Source organism: Paenibacillus polysaccharolyticus, from assembly GCF_900102085.1.
Classification (GTDB): Bacteria; Bacillota; Bacilli; order Paenibacillales; family Paenibacillaceae; genus Paenibacillus; species Paenibacillus polysaccharolyticus.
In genome coordinates, this window is record NZ_FMVM01000011.1 from 35,967 (window position 1) to 57,128 (window position 21,162).

General features: G+C 44.3%; 21 protein-coding genes. 15 read left to right on the forward strand and 6 right to left on the reverse strand.

The features are described 5' to 3' along the window. Nucleotides 1-3 precede the first annotated feature (3 nt). From BLQ13_RS16080 to BLQ13_RS16120, 9 genes are all read left to right on the forward strand, one after another. Nucleotides 4-537 (forward strand): hypothetical protein, encoded by a 534-nt coding sequence (locus tag BLQ13_RS16080; protein ID WP_090921865.1) that lies wholly within the window; start codon nucleotides 4-6, stop codon nucleotides 535-537. Further along, entirely contained in the window at nucleotides 534-1,220 is a 687-nt protein-coding gene (locus BLQ13_RS16085; RefSeq protein WP_090921867.1) for a hypothetical protein, read from the forward strand. Before BLQ13_RS16080 ends, BLQ13_RS16085 begins: the two co-directional genes overlap by 4 nt. Before the next feature lie 33 nt (nucleotides 1,221-1,253). Further along, on the forward strand, nucleotides 1,254-1,835 hold the full coding sequence (locus tag BLQ13_RS16090; RefSeq protein WP_090921869.1) for a chloramphenicol phosphotransferase CPT family protein: 582 nt from the start codon (nucleotides 1,254-1,256) through the stop codon (nucleotides 1,833-1,835). 463 nt (nucleotides 1,836-2,298) lie between these two features. Then, on the forward strand, nucleotides 2,299-3,126 hold the full coding sequence (locus BLQ13_RS16095) for a transporter substrate-binding domain-containing protein (protein WP_090921871.1): 828 nt from the start codon (nucleotides 2,299-2,301) through the stop codon (nucleotides 3,124-3,126). A gap of 27 nt (nucleotides 3,127-3,153) precedes the next feature. After that, nucleotides 3,154-3,849 (forward strand): amino acid ABC transporter permease, encoded by a 696-nt coding sequence (locus BLQ13_RS16100; protein ID WP_090921873.1) that lies wholly within the window; start codon nucleotides 3,154-3,156, stop codon nucleotides 3,847-3,849. Next, nucleotides 3,846-4,556 carry an amino acid ABC transporter permease gene (locus tag BLQ13_RS16105; RefSeq protein ID WP_090921875.1) on the forward strand — a complete coding sequence of 237 codons (711 nt, stop codon included), beginning with the start codon at nucleotides 3,846-3,848 and terminating at the stop codon, nucleotides 4,554-4,556. The genes BLQ13_RS16100 and BLQ13_RS16105 overlap by 4 nt, the downstream gene beginning before the upstream one ends. Beyond that, the gene (locus BLQ13_RS16110; protein ID WP_090921877.1) at nucleotides 4,553-5,305 is read left to right on the forward strand and encodes an amino acid ABC transporter ATP-binding protein; all 753 of its coding nucleotides are present in this window, start codon (nucleotides 4,553-4,555) and stop codon (nucleotides 5,303-5,305) included. The genes BLQ13_RS16105 and BLQ13_RS16110 overlap by 4 nt, the downstream gene beginning before the upstream one ends. Nucleotides 5,306-5,357: 52 nt before the next feature. Beyond that, nucleotides 5,358-6,368, forward strand: a complete 1,011-nt coding sequence (locus tag BLQ13_RS16115) for an LLM class flavin-dependent oxidoreductase (protein WP_090921879.1) — start codon at nucleotides 5,358-5,360, stop codon at nucleotides 6,366-6,368. 66 nt (nucleotides 6,369-6,434) lie between these two features. Then, nucleotides 6,435-6,929, forward strand: coding sequence for a DinB family protein (locus tag BLQ13_RS16120; RefSeq protein WP_090921881.1), 495 nt, complete (start codon nucleotides 6,435-6,437; stop codon nucleotides 6,927-6,929). Between the two features lie 168 nt (nucleotides 6,930-7,097). On the opposite strand, the gene BLQ13_RS16125 is transcribed toward BLQ13_RS16120, so the two are convergent. Both BLQ13_RS16125 and BLQ13_RS16130 read right to left on the reverse strand, forming a co-directional pair. Continuing rightward, nucleotides 7,098-7,466, reverse strand: a complete 369-nt coding sequence (locus BLQ13_RS16125) for a hypothetical protein (RefSeq protein WP_090921883.1) — start codon at nucleotides 7,464-7,466, stop codon at nucleotides 7,098-7,100. Nucleotides 7,467-7,593: 127 nt separating this feature from the next. Further along, nucleotides 7,594-8,295, reverse strand: coding sequence for an NAD(P)-dependent oxidoreductase (locus tag BLQ13_RS16130; protein WP_090921885.1), 702 nt, complete (start codon nucleotides 8,293-8,295; stop codon nucleotides 7,594-7,596). Nucleotides 8,296-8,472: 177 nt separating this feature from the next. Between BLQ13_RS16130 and BLQ13_RS16135 the strand changes: the two genes are divergently transcribed. The 4 genes from BLQ13_RS16135 (at nucleotide 8,473) to BLQ13_RS16150 (ending at nucleotide 11,329) form a co-directional block, all read left to right on the forward strand. Then, nucleotides 8,473-9,042: a TetR/AcrR family transcriptional regulator gene (locus tag BLQ13_RS16135; protein WP_090921887.1), complete on the forward strand. Its 570-nt coding sequence runs from the start codon at nucleotides 8,473-8,475 to the stop codon at nucleotides 9,040-9,042. A gap of 26 nt (nucleotides 9,043-9,068) precedes the next feature. Continuing rightward, on the forward strand, nucleotides 9,069-9,347 hold the full coding sequence (locus BLQ13_RS16140; protein ID WP_090921889.1) for a hypothetical protein: 279 nt from the start codon (nucleotides 9,069-9,071) through the stop codon (nucleotides 9,345-9,347). 163 nt (nucleotides 9,348-9,510) lie between these two features. Then, nucleotides 9,511-10,551 carry an ABC transporter substrate-binding protein gene (locus BLQ13_RS16145; protein WP_090921891.1) on the forward strand — a complete coding sequence of 347 codons (1,041 nt, stop codon included), beginning with the start codon at nucleotides 9,511-9,513 and terminating at the stop codon, nucleotides 10,549-10,551. Between the two features lies 1 nt (nucleotide 10,552). Further along, nucleotides 10,553-11,329 carry a (2Fe-2S)-binding protein gene (locus BLQ13_RS16150; protein WP_090921893.1) on the forward strand — a complete coding sequence of 259 codons (777 nt, stop codon included), beginning with the start codon at nucleotides 10,553-10,555 and terminating at the stop codon, nucleotides 11,327-11,329. A gap of 980 nt (nucleotides 11,330-12,309) precedes the next feature. Here the strand turns inward: BLQ13_RS16150 and BLQ13_RS16160 are convergent. The 4 genes from BLQ13_RS16160 to BLQ13_RS16175 form a co-directional block, all read right to left on the reverse strand. Beyond that, the gene (locus BLQ13_RS16160; RefSeq protein WP_090921895.1) at nucleotides 12,310-12,945 is read right to left on the reverse strand and encodes an ATP-binding cassette domain-containing protein; all 636 of its coding nucleotides are present in this window, start codon (nucleotides 12,943-12,945) and stop codon (nucleotides 12,310-12,312) included. A 19-nt stretch (nucleotides 12,946-12,964) separates the two neighbouring features. Then, nucleotides 12,965-13,711 carry a hypothetical protein gene (locus BLQ13_RS16165; RefSeq protein WP_090921897.1) on the reverse strand — a complete coding sequence of 249 codons (747 nt, stop codon included), beginning with the start codon at nucleotides 13,709-13,711 and terminating at the stop codon, nucleotides 12,965-12,967. After that, nucleotides 13,708-14,655, reverse strand: coding sequence for a YydG family radical SAM peptide epimerase (locus tag BLQ13_RS16170; RefSeq protein WP_090921900.1), 948 nt, complete (start codon nucleotides 14,653-14,655; stop codon nucleotides 13,708-13,710). Before BLQ13_RS16170 ends, BLQ13_RS16165 begins: the two co-directional genes overlap by 4 nt. A 274-nt stretch (nucleotides 14,656-14,929) precedes the next feature. Continuing rightward, nucleotides 14,930-15,058, reverse strand: a complete 129-nt coding sequence (locus tag BLQ13_RS16175; RefSeq protein ID WP_090921902.1) for an epipeptide YydF family RiPP — start codon at nucleotides 15,056-15,058, stop codon at nucleotides 14,930-14,932. A gap of 303 nt (nucleotides 15,059-15,361) precedes the next feature. Here BLQ13_RS16175 and BLQ13_RS16180 point away from each other — a divergent pair, with 303 nt between their 5' ends. Continuing rightward, nucleotides 15,362-17,089, forward strand: coding sequence for a helix-turn-helix domain-containing protein (locus BLQ13_RS16180; RefSeq protein WP_090921904.1), 1,728 nt, complete (start codon nucleotides 15,362-15,364; stop codon nucleotides 17,087-17,089). A gap of 299 nt (nucleotides 17,090-17,388) precedes the next feature. After that, complete coding sequence (locus tag BLQ13_RS16185; protein WP_090921906.1) at nucleotides 17,389-20,997, forward strand: S-layer homology domain-containing protein; 3,609 nt, start codon at nucleotides 17,389-17,391, stop codon at nucleotides 20,995-20,997. Nucleotides 20,998-21,162 lie beyond the last annotated feature (165 nt).

Genomic DNA, 21,162 nt, shown 5'->3' on the forward strand with positions numbered 1-21,162 from the left:
TTTATGAAGATTGAACCTACCAAAGAGTTTGCTTGTAAGCTGGGGATCATGCTTGAGAGTAAATTAATCTGGTACAAACACTTTCAACTCTTTTGTGATGACATTATTCTGGAATATGAGAAGCCACCATACTGGATTATCGAATTAGCAACAGTGAAATATCAAGGTGACGCGATTGGAATCGTTAACAGATATATTCACTCCGAACCTTTTGTCGATGAATATCTTAACTCATTATACGATCATTACATCGCTTGTTTATATATGAAGTACGATCGAAGAGAAATATCCTGGGCCAGCTTTCTGCTCGCTTCCGGACAATATGCTGATCTTTACCAGGCAGTGAAAGTGGAGTGCGAATATTTCTACGAATTCTTAAATAAATATGAGGCTGAAGAGTTCGATGTGGAGCTTGAGCACAAACAAAGTGAAGAGATTCGGGATACGTTTCGGAACGAGATCATGGAAATGCAGGAGATCTATGATGTGTTCAGGGTGTATTTTAAACAATATATTAGGAAGGAAAGAGAATCATGAAGCTTTTTCATGGAAAAGAAACCAACGATGTACCGCAGATGCCTGCGATGTCGTCTATATGTACACCTCTGGGCACCGTGGAATTCTCACTTTCGGTTTCCAACCAATCCTATCTTGCAACAGATTGCGCCAAGCTCAACAGTGGTGGATGGTTGTATAAGTATGACTACGATTCATGGGACTGCGAACTCGCAATTTGTAGAGTGGATGTAGAACTTGCTTGCGATCAGGCAGTAGATGAATGCTGGGGAGCTGTATTCCGAATCCAACCGAAGAGTGGACACCAGATTGATGAGTGTAGCTTCACAGCCTCGTGGAAAGAGGGATATAACTGGACAAGCTGTGGATCGGATACTGGAGAAGGACTCGAAGCAATTGAATATAAAAATCAAACGGTTCAGTTACATATCGGTACACAAGACGGAACGCTGTTAATGATGAGGAGAAACCAAGGGGATCGGATTCCGAAATCCTATGGTGAAGGTATGGATGTTGAAGCACAAGGGTACATCCTGAGTTCTGGAAAAGGGATTAGTGTGCCCATGTCACAGATGGAATCGGATGATATATGTGAAATTCATGTTGTAATCGCTTGGAAGAAGTATGTAGAAGAAGATGTGTCTACCTGGCTCGCTGTAGATCAATTTTCAAAGGATATCTTAAAGGGAGAAGGGCTCAGCTAGGCAACACCAATCTAATAGATAAGGGTGAACCATATGGAACGAGGACTTATTATCTTTTTAAACGGAACGTCAAGTTCAGGCAAGACAAGCATTGCGCTGGAAATGAAAAAGCAGGGGGAAATGCCGCTGCATCATCTGTCCGTAGATCAATTTTTTCAGAACTACGATCATTTCATTGATACGACATATCCGGATATGAAGCCAACAAGAGAAGTGGAGCCGGGTGTGATGTCAGATATCCTATTTGGCCCGATTGGCTCATTGTACTACTCAACCATTAAACTGTTTTCGGAGCTGGGTCTGAATGTAATTGTGGATACGGTGATCAGCGATGACAAGTTGTTCAATGATTTTTATGAGTTGCTTGCGGATTATCCGATATTGTTTGTTGGTGTACAATGCTCCAAAGAAGAACTTACCAGAAGAGAGCAAAGCAGGGGGGATCGCGAGATCGGGCTTGCTCATTCCCAGTTCGATTACATTTATGCTTACGATAAGTATGATCTGGAAGTGAACACGGAAGAGCTCAGTTCAGCTGCATGTGCGGAAAAGATTTTAAGTTATATGAACTCAGGGCAAGAGTTCTCGGCATTTAAGAAGTTAAGTCGAAGATAACTATATAAGTTGAAGAAAAGGGAATCAAAAAAATCCGGGGATAACAGCGATGGGAAGGTTATTCTGTCGTCGGAGTGCTTCGTGTAAACATCTTTAGTTCAACTTATATAGAGGATAAGTGAAGGAGAAGGGGCGGCTAGTTATACTTTCATAAGGGTGTTAGACATGTTGAACCTAACGATTCTTCGTTAGGTTTTTTGCTTGTTTCTCCGAGATCACCGTTAGATAACGATCAGATTTAATGTAGAAGTCGTCTATATTATTGCAAGTGGACACTCATGGTAATGTTAAGGCGAGTTGTAATCGCACCCATCGAATATTTTATTTATATATAGAATTGTTCTATAAGTAAACCCGTTGACGATGTTCCTGTTGGAATGCTATTTTTAGATCAATTAATTCCTAGTTAACATGTAAGAATTAGTGGTTTAAAATAATCGCACACATAACGGGGGAGAAAAACATGAAAAAATGGTCTGTTCTAACACTTACAACTGCAATCGTATTGGCGCTCACAGGATGCAGCACCGGGGGAGATACGAAGACAGCATCGGGAGCTGGCGGAGCGAAAGAACCAACCAAGATTATTGTGGGAACAGGCACGCAATTTCCGAATGTCGCTTTTATTGACGAAAATAACAAGCTGACGGGATATGATGTAGAACTCGTCAGAGAAATTGATAAACGGCTGGATGATTACGAGTTCGATCTGCAGACGATGGAGTTCACGAACTTGTTGCTCAGCCTCGAAACGAACAAAATTGACATGGTCGCGCATCAGATGGAGAAAAACCCGGAGCGCGAACAGAAATATTTATTCAATAAAGAAGCATATTCCCACTGGAAGAACAAAATCGCGGTTCTCAAAGATGACAACACCATTCATTCCATTGATGATTTGAAAGGCAAAAAAGTGCTAACGACAGCAACAAGTGCCCAGGCCATTTTATTGGAAAACTACAACAAGCAGAACAACAATGCACTAGATATTGTGTATTCAAGCGGTGTGGCCAACGATTCCATCGCACAGCTCAAGGCTGGACGGGTTGCAGCGTTTGTAGCAGCGGATTTTACGCTTCCACTCATTGATCCAAGCGGCGAGCTGAAACTGGTGGGTCCACCACTCAGTGAATCGGATACCCTGTTTATGTTCCGCAAGGATGATCCTGAAGAACAGAAACTTGCGGATCGCATCGATGAAGCACTCAAGGAAATCAAGGCAGACGGTACATTGAAGAAACTAAGTGAGCAGTGGCTTGGCTTTGATGCTACGCAATCGGAAACGAAATAACACGTACAGGAAAGGCAGGTCGCAACGATGGGTGCACCATTTGAATTCAGTTATGTCATCGACTACTTTGTAAAGCTCCTACCCACCATCAGTACTACGCTTCTCATTGTAGTTAGTGCAATGGTGCTTGGTCTAATCATCAGCTCCATCGCGGCACTGCCGCAGATGTACAATATTCCGGTGCTGAAACAGCTGTCTAAGCTGTATGTGTCCTTTTTTCGCGGAACTCCGATTTTGATTCAGCTGTTTTTGTTCTATTACGGCGTGCCGGAAATTTTGGGTCTGTTCGGGATTAATGCGAACCGTGCACCTGCCATCTACTTTGTCATTATGACTTACTCGCTCAATAGTGGAGCGTTTATGGTGGAGATGATTCGGGCTTCCGTCGCTTCCGTGGATCGGGGACAGGTCGAAGCAGCTTATGCCATGGGCATGTCTGGCCCGCAAGCGTTCTTCCGGATTGTTTTGCCGCAGGCCTATGTGACGGCATTGCCTATATTCGCCAACATGGTGATTGGCAGCTTGAAGGACACATCCCTTGCGTTCAGTGTGGGTGTCATGGAGATGACGGGCAAATCGTCTACGCTTGCAACGATCTCTCGTCATTTTATTGAAGCGTATATCTCGCTGGCGCTCATTTATTTTGTTTTGAGTTTTGTGTTGGAGAGGGTGTTCGGTGTACTTGAGCGGAAAGTGCAGAAGAGGGGGTTTGCTCCGATATGAGCTTTGATGCTTCCTTTGTATGGACCGCGTTCGTGCAGCTTCTCGGTGTCATCCCGATTACACTGGCGATCACGGTGGTCTCGGTGGTGCTTGGTTTTATCATCGGGACAGCGGTTGCCCTTCTCCGTCAGTTTCGGATTCCTGTACTGAGCCAGCTGGCGACGGCTTATGTCACCTTTATTCGCGGTACACCCATGATTACACATCTGCTTCTGATCTATTTCGGACTGCCGATGATCATTGACAGCGTGTCTTCATCACTCGGACTGGGGTTCAACTCGTCGTCCATTCCATTGATTGGCTTTGCTTACCTGGCATTCTCGATTACGGCTGGTGCTTATGCGTCAGAGATTGTCAGATCCGGCTTGCTCGCGGTGGATCGCGGTCAGATTGAAGCGGCGTATTCACTGGGTATGACAGCGACAAAGGCGCTGCGCAGAATTGTGTTGCCGCAGGCTTTTGCAGCCAGTCTACCCAATATTTCAAACATGCTGATTGGCATGTTGCATGGATCTACACTGGCATTTGCGGTCTCGGTGGTGGAGATTAACGCCAAGGCGCAAATTGTCGCATCGACCAACTGGAAATTTTTCGAGGCATATGTGGCGGCGGCCCTCATCTTCTGGGGACTGACCGTCATGATTGAAAGACTGACCGCAGTGGCAGAGAAGCGGTTCAGATCGTACAACCGGGGAGGCGTGTCATGATTGAACTCAAGCAAATACACAAAAGCTTCGGAGACAATAAGGTGCTCTCAGGAATTGATCTAAACGTGGCCCGCGGAGAGGTCGTTGCGATTCTGGGGCCGAGTGGATCAGGCAAAACAACGCTTCTGCGCTGCATTAACTATTTGGAAAAACCGGACTCCGGGCATATCACACTCGGTGATTTCAACTTGGATTACGGCAAACACGCCAAAAAGGATATCCATGCCTTACGCCAAAAATCAGCGATGGTCTTCCAGCAATATAATCTGTTCCGGCACAAAACAGCGTTGCAAAATGTCATGGAAGGACTTGTCGCTGTACGCAAAGTGGCTAAAGAGGAAGCGCGGACGCGGAGTATCGCTTTGCTTGAAAAGGTAGGTCTCGGAAACAAGCTCGATTCATACCCCAGCCAACTTTCGGGTGGACAGCAACAACGTGTTGGGATCGCCCGGGCTCTGGCGATGAACCCAGAGGTCATTTTGTTCGATGAGCCGACTTCGGCGCTGGACCCGGAACTTGTAGGTGAAGTGCTGGCGGTTATTCGCCAGATTGCAGAGGAAGGCATCACGATGATCATCGTGACTCACGAAATGGGTTTTGCCCAAGAAGTGGCGAACCATGTTGTATTTATGGATGGCGGGGTCATTGTGGAAGAAGGAGAGCCGAAGCAGCTGTTCCGCTATCCGAAGGAAGAACGTACGAAGCAGTTTCTCAAACGCATTACACCGGATACTGCATATTCCATATAAGAAAACGGGATCAGAAACATTCATTCTAAGTGCGAGCTGAGGGGGAAGAGATATGTCATTTACATTAGGGATTTTGGATCAGAGCATTGTGTTTCCGGGCCAGTCGGCTGCGGAGGCATTGAAAAATACCGTAGAACTGGCGAAGCTTGGTGAATCACTTGGATATGATCGGTTTTGGGTAGCGGAGCATCATGACTCGGAGGGGGTTGCCGGATCATCGCCAGAAGTGCTCGTGTCGTACTTGCTTGCACAGACTCAAAAGATTCGGATCGGCTCCGGTGGTGTGATGCTCCAGCATTATAGCCCATATAAGGTGGCTGAAAGTTTCAATGTGCTCGCGACACTAGCTCCGGGACGAGTTGAACTTGGGATCGGTCGTGCCCCAGGCGGCTTGCCTCGTTCCACAAAGGCGTTGCAAAAGGGAATAGCCGAGCCGGAAACGCTGGATGACAAACTGGTGGAACTGAGAAACTTTCTGAACGCTCCGGCGAGTGAAACTCATGCGCAGCCAGGACTCACAGCGCATCCGTTACCGGGACAGCCGGCACGTATTTATATGCTGGGCACGAGTGTTTCCAGTGCGGAACTGGCAGCCAAGCAGGGGCTACCTTATGCGTTTGCGCTGTTTATCAACAGTGATCCCGAAACGGCACGCACCGCACTGGATACGTACCGCACGCAGTTTAATACGGAACATGGCGGAGAGCCTGAAGCCATTCTGGCCTTGTCGGTCATAGCGGCAGATACGGAAGAAGAGGCAAATGCGCTGGCGGGACAGCACAAAACGGTGCGTGCCACGCTGGCGAGTGGCAAAACCATAAATGTGCAGACGTTGGAGCAAGCAGCAGAATTCGCAAGGCAAGCGGGAGAAACGTATACGGTGGTGGAGCGTGAAGCGGACATTACACGCGGTACGAAGGAAACGGTGCGGAAGCGGTTGCTTGAGCTGTCTGAGGAGTATAACGTGAACAGCTTTGTGTTTACAACGATTATTCCTAATTTTGAACAACGGACACGTTCATTTCAATTGCTGAAAGAAGTATTTACAGGGGAACTGGTGTAAGCACATCAATTCCAGTTCCTATAACCTTATTTAAGTTAAACTTATATAGATCGGAGAGCGGTAATCATGGGGAACACAGCAGTGAAGACGGAATCAATCATATCGGCTTATGTACACGCTTATGAAGAGATTGAACAGGAGATTGCGGGCCTGACCGAGCAGCAGTTGAGGTGGAAGTCTTCTCCATCCTCCTGGAGTGTTATCGAAGTGCTCGCACATCTGGTGGATCACAGTATCGTTGTATCCTTCCGCATCCGTGAAATATTAGCGGGATCACCGGCGACGCTGCCTGGGTTTAACCAAGATGCATGGGTCGCAGGACAAAAAGCAAACGAAGAGCAGATTTCTCAGTTGATTACGATTGCTAATGGTCTGGTTCAGTACAATTCAGGACTACTAGAGCGGCTGAGCGACGAAGAATGGGAGAAAACCGGCATTAACTTCAAAGGCGAGACGGTATCTCTAGCCGCGATCATTCCGGGTTTTGTCGCTCATGTGCAGAACCATCTCAAGCAGATTGGCAGAATCAAACAAGAGTTGGTTGAAAAGCAGGTGCAGTGATGGGGAGTGTGGTGGTGAGAGCTAAGGGAATGCAGGCATACTCTATGTCTAAGTCCGTTATTTCTATGATTCTATGATGGATAAGGATCAGGAATTGAATAGAGGTAACCCAGAAGTAACCCGGAAGTAACCAGAAGGAGCTTAGCTCAACTTGGCTTCAGATGAAAGTCAGGGCTGGGGCCAAATCTTTCTTTTAGCATTGTCATTCCCTACTAAGTAGATTTCATCAATATTCCCATAAGAATTAGGGAACGAGATGTTGAAGTCCTTATGACCTCCAATGGGAAGCTTGCTACCCTTGATCTGAATGAATAGTGAATGATCATGAGGTGAGATGTTATAACCGTGATATCTGCGGATACTGTCTCCAAATCCACCTTGTATCGTAACAAGCTCAGAAGAAACCTCAGTTTTCGTAACCATGATCTCTTCTGGATCGACAACCTTGTTTAACATATAAGATCCAATGATAGGAAAAGCAATAATGGCAACGGTGAAAACGGTAATGATATACTTCCTTTTTAGTCGCATGCTCATGATTCACCTCATAGTTAGATCATATGAATCGATGTCTCCGTCATTATGGGGTATCGATTCTTTGGGTTTTAAACAAAGGCCTACATAGAGTATATAAGAAATTGAACGAACCTCCAATCCGAACGACTTATCTCCCTATATTCACAATTTTTCCGGTCCAATCGAGCCGGCTCACTGCCGCACGTACTAGCCCATCCGCACAATCTGCAAAAGGAAGTGCAGCAACCGGATTGATGCGAGCGAGTGGACCAGCCGTATATTCCAAGTTCCCTTCCGCATACTGAAGCACGGATGCACGCATGATGACCCATTCGAGATCACTTTGGATGAGCGCTTGTTCCGCGATACTTTTATCCTGAATGGCTTTCCAAAAAATACGGCGCATCAGACGCACGGCGAGACGGTTGACATAAGAAAGCTCTCTCCCATCGCACAAATTAATGCCGCTCTGCATCACCATACGTTTAACCCCTGTATGCTGACAGGCCGCAATAATATTTGGAATTCCCACAGACATGACCGTACCTGGTGAGAAATTAGCCTTCATTGTACGTAAACCGGCACTGAGATTACCCAAGCCCTTCTTGGCGGAGGTGGATGATACATTGAGGGGAGGACCTATACAACTGATGACAGCTTCTGCCCCGGAAATCGCCTGAAGCATAACAGGTAAATCGAACACATCCCCTTTTCTAACGGTAAGTCCTTCTGTTGGAGCAATGCCTTCGGGACGACGAGCAACGGCAATAACTTCATGCCCCAATGCAAGGGCGCGTTCAATCACTTTTTTTCCTGTTCCTCCGGTAGCCCCAATGACTGCGATTTTCATATGGTTAAACTCCATTTCTCACTGTGAATTAATGCACAGTAGTGTATTATTTATCAACTATGTATAATGGTATACGTAAATAAAAATCTTACAATGGCTAAAAAGCTGGATTGCGTGCAATTGTGCACAGATGGTTTGAAAATGTGTATTAACAATGAAGAAAAAGGGTGATCTGAAGTGGTCAAGGTGGATCGAAGGATACGCAAATCCCAAGAAGCGATCAAAACGGCGGTTACTGAACTGATGATGAACAAAGATTTTGATCATATTACGATCCAGGACATTGCAGGCAAAGCGGATATCAGCCGCAGAACGATCTATCTTCATTACACAGATAAATTCGATCTTCTGAATAAACTCATCACAGAGCATATTGAGAATTTGCGTGAAATCTGTGAATCTACGGAGATGGACACGGGTTATAACAACATGGTATTCGTGTGGTTTGAGTATTTTGAGAAGCATTTTTTATTTTTCTACGCATTGCTGGCGAGTAAAGGCAGTTCTTTTTTTCGTAAGCAGTTTCTGGACTTTTTTATTCATGAATTACAGAACGGAAACGAGAGCGAACCAGCTGTTATGAACACCGAATTAATGAAAGACCAGATTGTGGAGGTTCAGTTTGTGGGGGGAGCGATCATTGGGGTCGTCGAATGGTGGTTTACGCATGAAAGACCTCTCCCACCTTCCGTAATGTCTGAACGTATAGGAGCAATGCTTGAACGAAATCTGGATACAAATCCTTAAAAATATTCCTTTGGAGGAGATCCACTATGAATCCAGAAGAGCATATTGAGCAAATGTTACATACTATCATTGAGAACGCACAATCCATCATTAACGATCAAGGAAAGCAATCCTTCGGCTCTCTAGAATATTTTCTGGGACATATTAGGGAGTATCGCGATGAAAAGCAATACCTGACAGAGGATTGGCAGTTCCGTACACCGCGCTGGCTGGGGGAGTATGGCAATACGCCGGAGGAAGAAGAACTTCTTGCAGACATTTACCGTCTTCAGGCTTACATTGCTGAGAAATTAAAAGGCGGATAGTGGATAGGTGTAGGTGTAGGTGAAATATCAAGTGTGATGTCGCATTAGTCCGACTGAAATGTCGCAAAAGTACATGGTAACACGATACACAGATCGTTTATACTCTCTTTATGTTTCGATAATGAAAATCATTATCACTAGTATACATAAGGGGGATTTACAAATGAAACAAGGAACAAACGGGCAAGCTGCCGGAAGCAAAGGCTATTTTGCTCACAAATCACGATTACTTATGGGCTTGATGTTGGCCCTGATTCTAGTCCTGACGGCGTGCGGTGCCGGAACAGGTACAGATAGCGGTAAACAATCCGCGGCAACGCCTTCGGATACACCTGCGAGTACAGAGACGAAGACCGACGGCGCTTTTCCAGTAACGATCAAGGGTATGAAGGGTGACATCACTCTAAACGAAAAACCGAAGAAAGTGGCCGTGCTGGATGTTAAGTTTTTGGATCAAATGTTAGCGGTTGGCGAAAAGCCAGCAGGTAGTGTTATCGCTGGAGGAAACACTGATTTTCCAGAATACTTAGGTGATCAGGCAAGTGGCGTTGAAGTTCTGGGTACACGGGACGAGCCTAACCTGGAAGCGATTGTTGCACTCGACCCGGATCTGATCATCATGACCGACTTCCAAGAAAAGCAGTACGAGAGTGTAAGCAAAATTGCACCTACCCTGGTACTCGATTTCTACGAAGACTGGCGTGATACGTTAGCTACAGTAGCTAAGATTACGGACAAGCAAGACGAGGCAGAGAAAGTACGTACAGCGTATGAAGAGAAAGTGGCAGGAATGAAAACAAAACTGGCTGAGAAGCTGGGTGATGAGACAGTAGCATTGATTCGTCCGCGTAAAGAAGGTATCCGTGTTCATGGCATCGAGCACCGTACAGGTGGCATTCTGTATAATGACCTGGGCTTGAAAATGCCTGCACTTGTTGAAGGCATCAAGGATGATACTTCCGTAGAGATTTCGATGGAGAAAGTGCCTGAAATTGGGGCGGATCGTTACTTTGTACTGTCGGATGAACTGTTTGCCGCAGAAGCTGAGGCGATGGTGAATAATCCGGTATGGAAGTCTCTGGATGCTGTGAAAAATAACCGCACGTATGATGTAAACTCTACACTATGGATCGCATACTACGGACCGCTTGCGATTAACCTGATTGTAGATCAGGCATCGGAAGCCCTGCTAGGATCGAACTAATATGAGCCGATATCTCTCAACAGACGCATGGAAAGAGACGGTGGAGGATCATTCGATTTTGCTTGGCGAGCCGCCTGAACATAGTGTCCGTAGCATTGCGCTGAGTGAGCTGCATGACGAAGAGGCGTGCCGAGAGTATATCCGCTGGTTTCAACATTATATCGATGCACCAGACATGAAGGTTGCCGCTTCCATGTTAGCCAAGCGACTTGGCTATCTATGGACGACTCCGCTCGTGACGGCGATGACATTTCATCATCAGCATGTAACCTTTCAGCTGGAGAACAGCTTTCTCTATCATCCGAAGCTCGAAGAACATGAGGAGGGTACACGATTTCCTTTTCTAGCGGTGAACGAGCTTCGGGCTGAAGAGCTGACGGGAGATAGACACGTTTGGCGGGAAAAGGCAGTCCAAGAGATGTTTGCAGTACAGCTCACACCTCTCTTAAAGACACTTGCTGCGATTGCACCCCTTTCGATGAGTATTCTCTGGGAGAATATCATGGTACGGATCGGGCGACTATTCGCTCCTGATGAAGGTGAGACGGAGCAGGAAAGAGAGCAAATTCAGGCGGATTTTGCCTATCTGACGCAGGTGGCGTCCGGGCAAGTGTTTGGTGAGAGAAAGAATCCGTTGACCCGCTTTACCGATTGTAAGGACAATGTACATGTTGCCAAAAGTGAGCGGCTCACCTGCTGTTTCTGGTACCAGATGTCAGGGGAATATTGCCTCAAATGTCCGAAAATTGACAATGAGAAAGAATCTCAACTACAATGACAACAGCAATGATTATATCTATGCGATTGTCAGGAGATGAGAGAAATGCCGCTGCAAGAGCAGCGTTTTGCACGAAACAAATGTAACTTCTAATGTGCTGCTACTGGCATAAGGAGGGGAAGGGGAGCTTGCAATGGATGGCGAGGGATGCCACATTGGAGCTTCTTTTGCCTGTTATAGAGGGGACAATCCACATAATTGTGTAAAAAAAGTTCCTATCAGATTGCCCCAAATTCCAACGTGTACATCAACTTTTTAGTCAATTCCAAGCTTTAACCAACGTTTGTTCATCAGTTTACCGATCAGAACACTCACTAAAAATAAGATAAGATTATACACAATAACCGTTAATACATTGCTTAAAGAAATGAAATTGTTTCCTTGTGCAAACACTTGGTTGATGTGTCTATAAAGGTAATTCGAAGCGTCGAAAACAGCAACATATGTTAATTTATCCGAACTGGCTACTAAAACGACACTCAATATCCAGTATACAATACTTAAACCAATACTCATCAAGATATTAGAAGAAAGCAAACTGATCGTTCCAATGATAAGAATGTATTGTGTGACTACAGACGTCAACAAAAATACCATGAGCAAAAACAGACTAAAATCCTGGTACACCATAGATACAACGGAAAGGAATATTGTGATTAAAATAAGTGATTCAATAAATAGTACGGCAAATTTATTCAAGAAGAATTTAAGACTGTCATAGGATAACAGCCTATAAAACAGAATGGTTTTATTCGAATATTCCTTATTCACGAAGAAAGCAATGATAAACGAGAACATTAAAAATCCAAATTGAGTAAAGACAGTATAGGTACTGAAGAGATACTCTCGATAACTTAGGGATGTAACTTTATCAAGACCAATAGGAAGGAACCAACCGATTAAGAACGACAACACAAAAATAAGTGCCAGGAACATAAATACTTTATTAAATAGGCTTTTTGCAAATTCAATCATAGTCACTATTCCTCAATATATATTTTTATTAGTTGATCTTTGTTTTCGTATTGCACTAGCTTTTTGTCTTGAAAGAGGAAGTATCTTCCCTCAATGTTTTTGAGATCTGATAAATTGTGAGTGATGTTCAATATGATTTTGTTTGGATGCTGTCTGCTATAAATGTTAAGAAATTGGTGAATCTCATTGACTGTTGTTTTATCTAGAGAATTAGTGATCTCGTCGAGAATGATTATTTCCTTATTTTCTAAAAGAAATGATACCAGCTTAAGCTTCTGTTTCTGTCCATCACTTAGATTTTTTATGAGAATTTTGGATGGTATATTTTCAATATTCAGTAAATCACTAAGCTGATCCAACATCATCCGATCATATCTTTTAATTAATATCTTAAAAAGCAATTTGGCGGAAATATCTTCAGGTATATTAGAATAACTTGAGATTACGGTTAGGTTTGAGGACAAGTGTTTCGGGAAAAAACCGCTCTTATTTAGAATAAAATCTTTCGCCAGTCTGGATTTCCCCACACCGTTCTTCCCAACAATATGATTGACACCACCTGGTTGAAAATGTAAATGTGCGTGATCAAGCAAGAGATTATTTTTGATTCTTAACGTATAGCCACTTATATCTAAAACCATGGCATGAATTCCTCCTCTCTTAAAACCACAATAATACTGAACGTATGGCGAGTAAAACCCCGATAATCTGAATGATTTTAATGATGAAATGATTTTTCTTGGAGTTTTCAAATTCATCTTTATTTAGGATTGTAAGTAAAATTTTGTATCCATCAGAGTTCAGCACTGGGATTACATTCCATAATAAAGCTAAAGAGAAGAAAATATAGGATACCGATAACATATCCATTTTCAAGAAAAACGTATTTATGATCTGGATCGTTAAAATAATGAATAAATTTATGTAAATGCCTGCTGAATGAACAATGAGCTTTTCTTTTTTGGATAACATATAAATATCGTTTAGTTGAACATAAAAAGAAGGAAAAACATAAAAGTTCATTTTGAATCCAACTTTGTTATGTTTTCTTCCGAAAAAATTCATGGATTTTATATGGCCTAGCTCATGAATAAAGACATTGAAAATCATGTAAGAAACAAAAATAGAATAATTCTTTAAGTTATGTTCAAATCTAGGAAATGTATAACCGAAAAAATGAATAAAATAAAGATTAGACACAAGCAGTACTAAAAAGAGTGTGATGTAAATGGTGAAATTTACAGAATTAATTTTACTCTTATATACGCTCAACTGCTCTTTCAAAGTTTCATCCAAATTGATAATGCTTGTCTTATAAAATTCTTTTTTGCACTTATCTTTAACAAACACTTCGTTTTCTACAAAAATTTCATACTCTTCGTTTTCAAACGTAAAACACTGCTTCATACCATGCTCTCATAATAATTCATCATATATGGTGTTAACAAATCAATATTCTCTTCCGTTTTAAATAGAATGTTGCAGATGTTACATATGGATGAAAATTGTTCTGGGATCTCAATGTGATTAAATTCAGGGTTGCTCTGAACTGTATCAATGAACCATTTAAATCCTTCCTTTCGCATAATGTAAAATAAAAGATTGGAGTTTAATTTTTCAATGGTTCTGTCAAACGTTTGGTCCATGCTTTCTCTCAAATGCAATTTGGTATCAAATACTGCTGGCGAGCAACAAGGATATATTTGACCGTCAAAATGATACACGACTTCAAATCCAGGACAATACAAACTCCTTTCGTTACTGAGTTTATAAATATGTTGAAAGCTGTCCGGGTCTTCATGCTTTGCTTCTCCAACTGGCATGAGTGGAAACTTTGTCACTCTGATCCCAAGCAAAGATTCTCCCATATATTCTAATATACGATTAGACATTTTACTTTTTGTTACAGCCATATTTAGCGCCACGCTCGTACTAGAGAAGTCTCTGCTACATTCCAGTATATTTTTAATGGCATCAGCTTTAACGTATGGTTCATGAAATTCATCATAACTTATGGTTAGATTAGTCACATTGTAATACTCCATGTCGTTAAAATACTGTTCTGTTTTTTTTCTACTGATGCCCCAAAAGCCGTTACTAATAAGGGTGATTCTCTTCTGATGAGGTTTAATGATCTCTAATAGCTCTTGTAAAAATGGATAGTTCAAAAAAATCTCTCCACCTGTAAATGAAATCAAATTTACTTTTTTATTTTCAGCCAATTCATGGGCAAGCTGTCTTATGTAATTTGGATCCATAGATTGAGTGGATGCTGGAGAACAAGAAAAGCAGCAATGGGCGCAGGCTGCATTACATTTCGCTCCCAGGTTTATTACCGCATTGTTATACATGAACATTTCCTTTCTACCGTTCTTAAATGAAGTGAGATGTAAAAGCACTATTTCATATAGAGTCTCTCGAAACTCCTACTAAATAATTTCCAATAAAGTAGCCAGACCTCATCATTAGTGGTTGGCAGTCTTCAGGCGCAAATTGTGCCAGAGCTCACATGAGTAATTCCCGTATGTTATGTACCAAAATGGATGAAGAAGCTTGGAGCTTTAATTGACTCAACCACTAATTTGAGTTTTAGCTTTTAAGAATCATAGATTCAATACAGCCATTTTACTTGGCTCCGCCTCCTGAACCTATAATCCAAGCACCTTCTCCAGATCGGACAAAGTACCACAAGTCATTAACTTTAGCCAGTTTCTCCGATTTAAGAATCAATTCTTTAATCTCTAATTTTTTCATTTGTATTCACCTCCTCTCAATTACCACTATTATACATGTAATTGTTATACAGACAAGTTAAAAATATGTGAAAACTATTAAGTGTTTGGATAAGGATTGGGATTAACGAGAGTTGGATCAATATTGAAGAAGCTTCTCCTAACAACTGAATATTCGTTTCCTTCATAATGTCCGTACCGTTGCTCTGGGTGAGTTGCATGACGAAGAGCCGTGCCGAGTCCGAAAATTGACAATGAGAAAGAATCTCAACTACAATGACAACAGTAATGATTATACCTATGTTATTGTCAGGAGATGAGAGAAATGCCGCTGCAGGAACAGACAAGTGGTTGGAGTGATACAGCAATCAAGATGCTGGACGGATATAGCGGTACTTTGCAGACAGGCAGCGTTTTGCACGAAACAAATGTAACTTCTAATGTGCTACTGCTGGCATACGGAGGGGAAGGGGAGCTTGCAATGGATGGCGAGGGTTGCCACATTGGAGCTTCTTTTGCCTGTCATGCGGTGAAGGGATCATCCTACACGCTGACGGCCAGATCAGAGGACATTCATTATATTGTGATCAAATACAAGGCTTCTTCCATGGAGGGAGCCTCTATTGTTATGCCTTCGTATCGCAAACATCCGCTGCGCAGGTCCTTTGTGCAAAACTCGGCAGCCCACGCGGAATGGATCGAGAATGCAGAAAAAATCGTTGCGAAATGGCGCCGGGGCGAAGGACTGGAACGATTCTATGCCAACGCGTTGCTACAAGGCATGATCTATGAGCTGATCATGGCCTATGAACGTGGTCAAGGGGGAGCGGAGTCCGATATGGTGGATGTGGTTGCTTCCTATATTGCGTCGCACTATCGTCAGAACCTGGAGCTGAAAGAGCTGGCTGCCCTTGCGGGTTGTAGCGTAAGACAGTTGCAGCGTCGTTTCAAACAAGAAAAGCAGCTCGGGCCGATGGAGTACGTCATTCAGCTACGCATGGAAAGTGCCTCACGTATGCTGCGTCATACGGATGCTTCGATCGGTGAAATTGCAGACAAGCTAGGCTATCGAGATATGTATTATTTCAGCAGGGCTTTTAAAAAGTATGTTGGCGTCCCACCGTTACATTACCGGCATGCCGCCGCTTCTAAAACCGATGCAGATTATGAGAATGCCCTACTGCAAAACCGCACAGCTTCATCCTATGAATCAGCCCAAGGCCCGGTCATCTGCCATATGCAAGGGGAATACATCATCACTGAAACACCGCAGCGTATCGCTGTCCTTGATGTGCAGTATGCGGATCATTTGCTTGCGCTGGGTTTGTCTCCGGTAGGGAGTGTCGGACTTGGAAGCAGCGTGTTATCTTTTCCCCAACCCCTTCAGGCAGGACTCAAGCACACCGAATTACTGGGGACATATGAATATCCCGATCTGCCTGCGGTGGAACGACTTGCACCGGATCTAATCATCTGCACCGAGGTACATGAGCAGTATCTTGAACGATTAAGTGGGATCGCTCCAGTGCTCATGTTCAAACGTAACGAAAACTGGCAGACGATCCTTAGTCTGTTCGGTGAACTGACAGGCAAGCGAGCAGAGGCCAAGCAGATTAATGCCGACTATCTTCGCAGAACGGCTTTGCTGGCTGAGGAACTAGCTACAGTATTGGCAGGCAAAAGTGTGGCCCTGATCCGTCCGTTAGACTCGCTCGTTCGTGTCCATTCCGCCGCTCATCGTACAGGTGCTGTGCTGTACCGTGATCTAGGTCTGCCTGCACCATTGTTTGTGGCTGACACCTCCGATACGGCCTATCATATTTCGGTTGAGAGATTACCCGCAGTGCAGGCAAGTCACTACTTTCTGCTGAGTAATGAACTTATGCAGGATGGGATATCGGCAACAGAGCAGCGGGTTTTGGAGATGCTTGGTGGGGAAGAGGAGCAGCGAGTACATTCGGTGGATGCAGCGACATGGATTGGTTGTTATGGACCGATGGGGATCAATGGAATTGTGGATCAGGTGGAAAAAGCGTTGTTGGGGTTTACATAAAGCATTTACCCTAATCAAGGTTCAAATAGCTATTCTTAAGACTATAGACAGGTCATTTTTTTTCTCCGTAAAGAGGATAAGTGACCTGTTTTTTTTGGTTTTAATGAGTCGGAATAGGGCGAAAGTTCTAAAGATAGTTCTTAAAGCACAGGAATTCTTTTCGATAATGTCGCAAAATGGATTTTGTCTATGTAGTAAAGGTTTTATAAGGGGTTCAACTAATTCGGGTGTTAATTAATGTTTATGTTTCAGCAATAGTGAGATTCAGGATTAAATCTAAACGATAGGGAGAGTAGTCGATGAAGAGCTTATTACGAAAAATGTTAGTCCTGGTCACCATTGCGTTAACTTTTCAGACGGGATTCGGTAATTATATTACGCCGACAACCTTTGCAGCAACGGGTCCCTTATTAACTTTAACTGGAGGTACTGCTTCATTCGTGGCTGGAGATAATGCTTCCTCAACTCCGGTTGCGATCGACTCTGGCATAACGGTAACCGCGGATAGCATCAATACCCTTGCAAGCGCAACAGTAGCGATTACAGGTAATTTTCATGCTGGAGAAGATATGCTGATGTTCATTAATTACGGACAGAATATGGGGAATATTACAGCCAGTTATAATGCAGGTACTGGCGTGCTGACGCTGACATCATCAGGCGCAACCGCAACGTTGGCGCAGTGGCAGAACGCTCTGAGATCAATTACTTATAGCAATGCAGCGATTACGCCAAATACGGCGACACGTACGGTTAGCTTTACGGTGACGGACGGTGTGGATACAAGTAACACGGCAACACGAATTATAACGGTGACAGCTACCGACCAGACACCAATCGTGACCACAAGTGGTGGTTCGACGAATTACATCTCCGGAGCTTCGACTCCGTTGGCGATCGACAGCGGTCTAATGGTATCAGACCTAGACAATGCAACCTTGGCCAGCGCAACGGTTAGCATCACGAGCAACTTCGACGCGGGAAAAGACGTATTGGCATACACTAATGATGGGGCGAGCATGGGAAATATCGTGGCGAGTTATAATTCATCTACTGGCGTGATGACGCTGACATCATCAGGCGCAACCGCAACGTTGGCCCAGTGGCAGAGTGCGTTGAGAAGCATTTCATTCTCAAGTACAAGTGCTACGTCAGGGCAGCGTATCGTTAGTTATTCCGTAAATGATGGAATGAAGACCAGCGTTGCAGTTACACGTTCAGTGGAAGTAACGGTGAATATGCTTCTTAGTCTGACTACAAGTAGCGGTTCGGCTTCATTTGTGGCTGGGGATAATACACCCTCAACTCCGGTCGTTATTGACTCTGGCATAACGGTAACAGCAGATAGCAACACTGCTCTTTCAAGCGCAACAGTGGCGATTACAGGCAATCTTCAAGTTGGAGAAGATCTGCTATTGTTAATTAATAACGGGTCTAACAAGGGAAATATTGTCGCTAGTTATAATGCCTTTACTGGCGTGCTGACATTGACATCCGCAGGCTCTACAGCAACGGGGGTGCAGTGGCAGAACGCCCTGAGATCAATTGCTTATACTAGTGCGGCGATCACGCCGAACACGGCCGAACGTACGGTTAGCTTCAATGTGACAGATGGGGTTAACACAAGCAATACAGCGACAAGAGCTGTAACGGTCACAGCAACCAACCAGTCACCAATCGTGACCACAAGTGGTGGTTCGACGAATTACATCTCTGGAGCTTCGACTCCGGCGGATATTGACAGCGGTCTAACGGTATCCGACCTAGATAATGCAACCTTGGCTAGCGCAACGGTTAGTATTATGAGCAATTTCGACGCGGGAAAAGACGTATTGGCATACACCAATGATGGGGCTAGCATGGGAAATATTACGGCGAGTTATAATGCATCTACTGGCGTACTGACGCTGATATCATCAGGCGGGACCGCAACGTTGGCGCAGTGGCAGAGAGCGTTGAGGGGAATTTCGTTCTCAAGCACGAGCGCCACGCCAGGGCAACGCAATATTAGCTATATCGTAAGCGACGGAACAAAGGCAAGCGTTGCTGCTACACATCCTGTGGAAGTGACGGTGATCACGCCTCCGACGCTCACTACAAGCAGTGGTTCGGCTTCATTTGTGGCTGGGGATAATGCACCCTCAACTTCGGTCGATATCGACTCTGGCATAACGGTAACAGCAGATAGCAGCACTACTCTTGCAAACGCAACAGTGGCGATTACAGGTAATCTTCATGTTGGAGAAGATGTGCTCGGTTTCATCAATGACGGGCTGAGCATGGGGAATATTACAGCCAGTTATAATGCATCTACGGGTGTGCTGACGCTGACATCATCGGGCGGAACTGCAACATTGGCGCAGTGGCAAGCTGCCTTGAGATCGATTACTTATACCAATACGGCGATCAAGCCAAATGCGGCGACACGTGTAGTAAGCTTCATGGTGACGGATGACGACAATGTGAGCAATCCAGCGACACGAACTGTGATGGTGATGGCTACCAACCAGACACCTATTGTGACCACGAGTGATGGTTCGACCAATTACATCTTTGGAACTTCGACTCCGGTTGCTATTGACGGCGGTCTGGCGGTATCCGATTTGGATAATGCAACCTTGGCCAGTGCAACGGTTAGCATCGTGAGCCACTTGGACGCGGGAAAAGACGTATTGGCTTACACCAATGATGGAGCGAGCATGGGGAATATTACGGCGAGTTATGATGCTCTCATGGGTGTTCTGACGCTGACGTCCGCAGGTGGAACCGCAACGTTGGCGCAGTGGCAGAACGCATTGCAAGCAGTTACTTACAGTAACACACAAGTTTCTACGAATATGACGACGCGCACAATCAGCTTTACCGTAAGCGACGTCAACAAAATGAGCGGCATCGCAACAAAGAGCATTACCTTGCAGGGATTAAACAGTTTAAAGACGGATACGAATACGTTGAGCGTATCGACCGGACAAACGGTTTCTGTAGCGATTACAGCTGTTTTCTCAGATCAGTCGCAAAAAGATGTGACCTCATGGGTAACCTGGACTGTTCGTAATCCGTCAATTGCTAGTGTTAGCAGTGGGAGGGTTACAGGTAAGACAGCGGGCAGTACTGTCGTCAGTGCTGTGTATGGAACCCAATCGGTAGATATCAACATAACAGTAACTGGCATGCCAGTTTCGGGGTCAGGATCTTCTCCGAGCAGTTCAACCAATACAAGCACTTCAATCGATAATAGTACTCCGGCTAAAACGGAACCTTCAATACCTCCTGCTAAGGAGACCAAGCATTTTCAAGCTCTTGTTGAAACCGATCGGCTCGTAGCTTTTATACAAAAGTCATTGGCCGGTAATTCTGTAACGTTCCAGGATGTAGCGTCCCACTGGGCTTCCAAAGATATTTTGTCCGCTAGCAAGATAGGTATAATCAATGGCTACCCAGACGGCAGATTCAAACCGGATGCTTCTATTACAAGGGCAGAGTTCAGCACACTTCTGGTTAAAGCATTTGCTCTGCGCTCAGGAAGCGGAATGTTAGAGTTACGGGATATTCAAAACTCTTGGGCGCGAGACTCTATAGAAATTCTTGCTTCCAATGGAGTTATCAACGGGTACTCTGACGGAACGTTCCACGCTGATTACAGGATTACACGAGCCGAGATGGTTGCTATGATCTCAAAAATCCTGATTTTTCAGAATAGTGTATCTGGCGATGCAGCAACATTCGTTGACGTAGCACCCAAGCATTGGGCGAAGGAGATCATTGAAACGGCTGCAAAAGCGGGTATACTGGAGGGCAAGAGCCAGAATCAGTTTGAACCGGACGCCAATCTCACGAGGGCGGAAGCCTTAACGGTGATTATGCGCATGCTGAGAGAGAATCCAACGATAGATCAATTGCTGGGTTAACCATGAAATAGCTCATAGCTTCTAAGCTGAGCAGATATAAAACAAACATTTATCCCCCTTCATTGTAACAGGTGTATAGCTAGAACCTGCTACAGTGAAGGGGGATTTTTATGTGTACAAATTTCAAAAAAGAACTAGGAAGTTAGACCATATGAGTTATGGTTT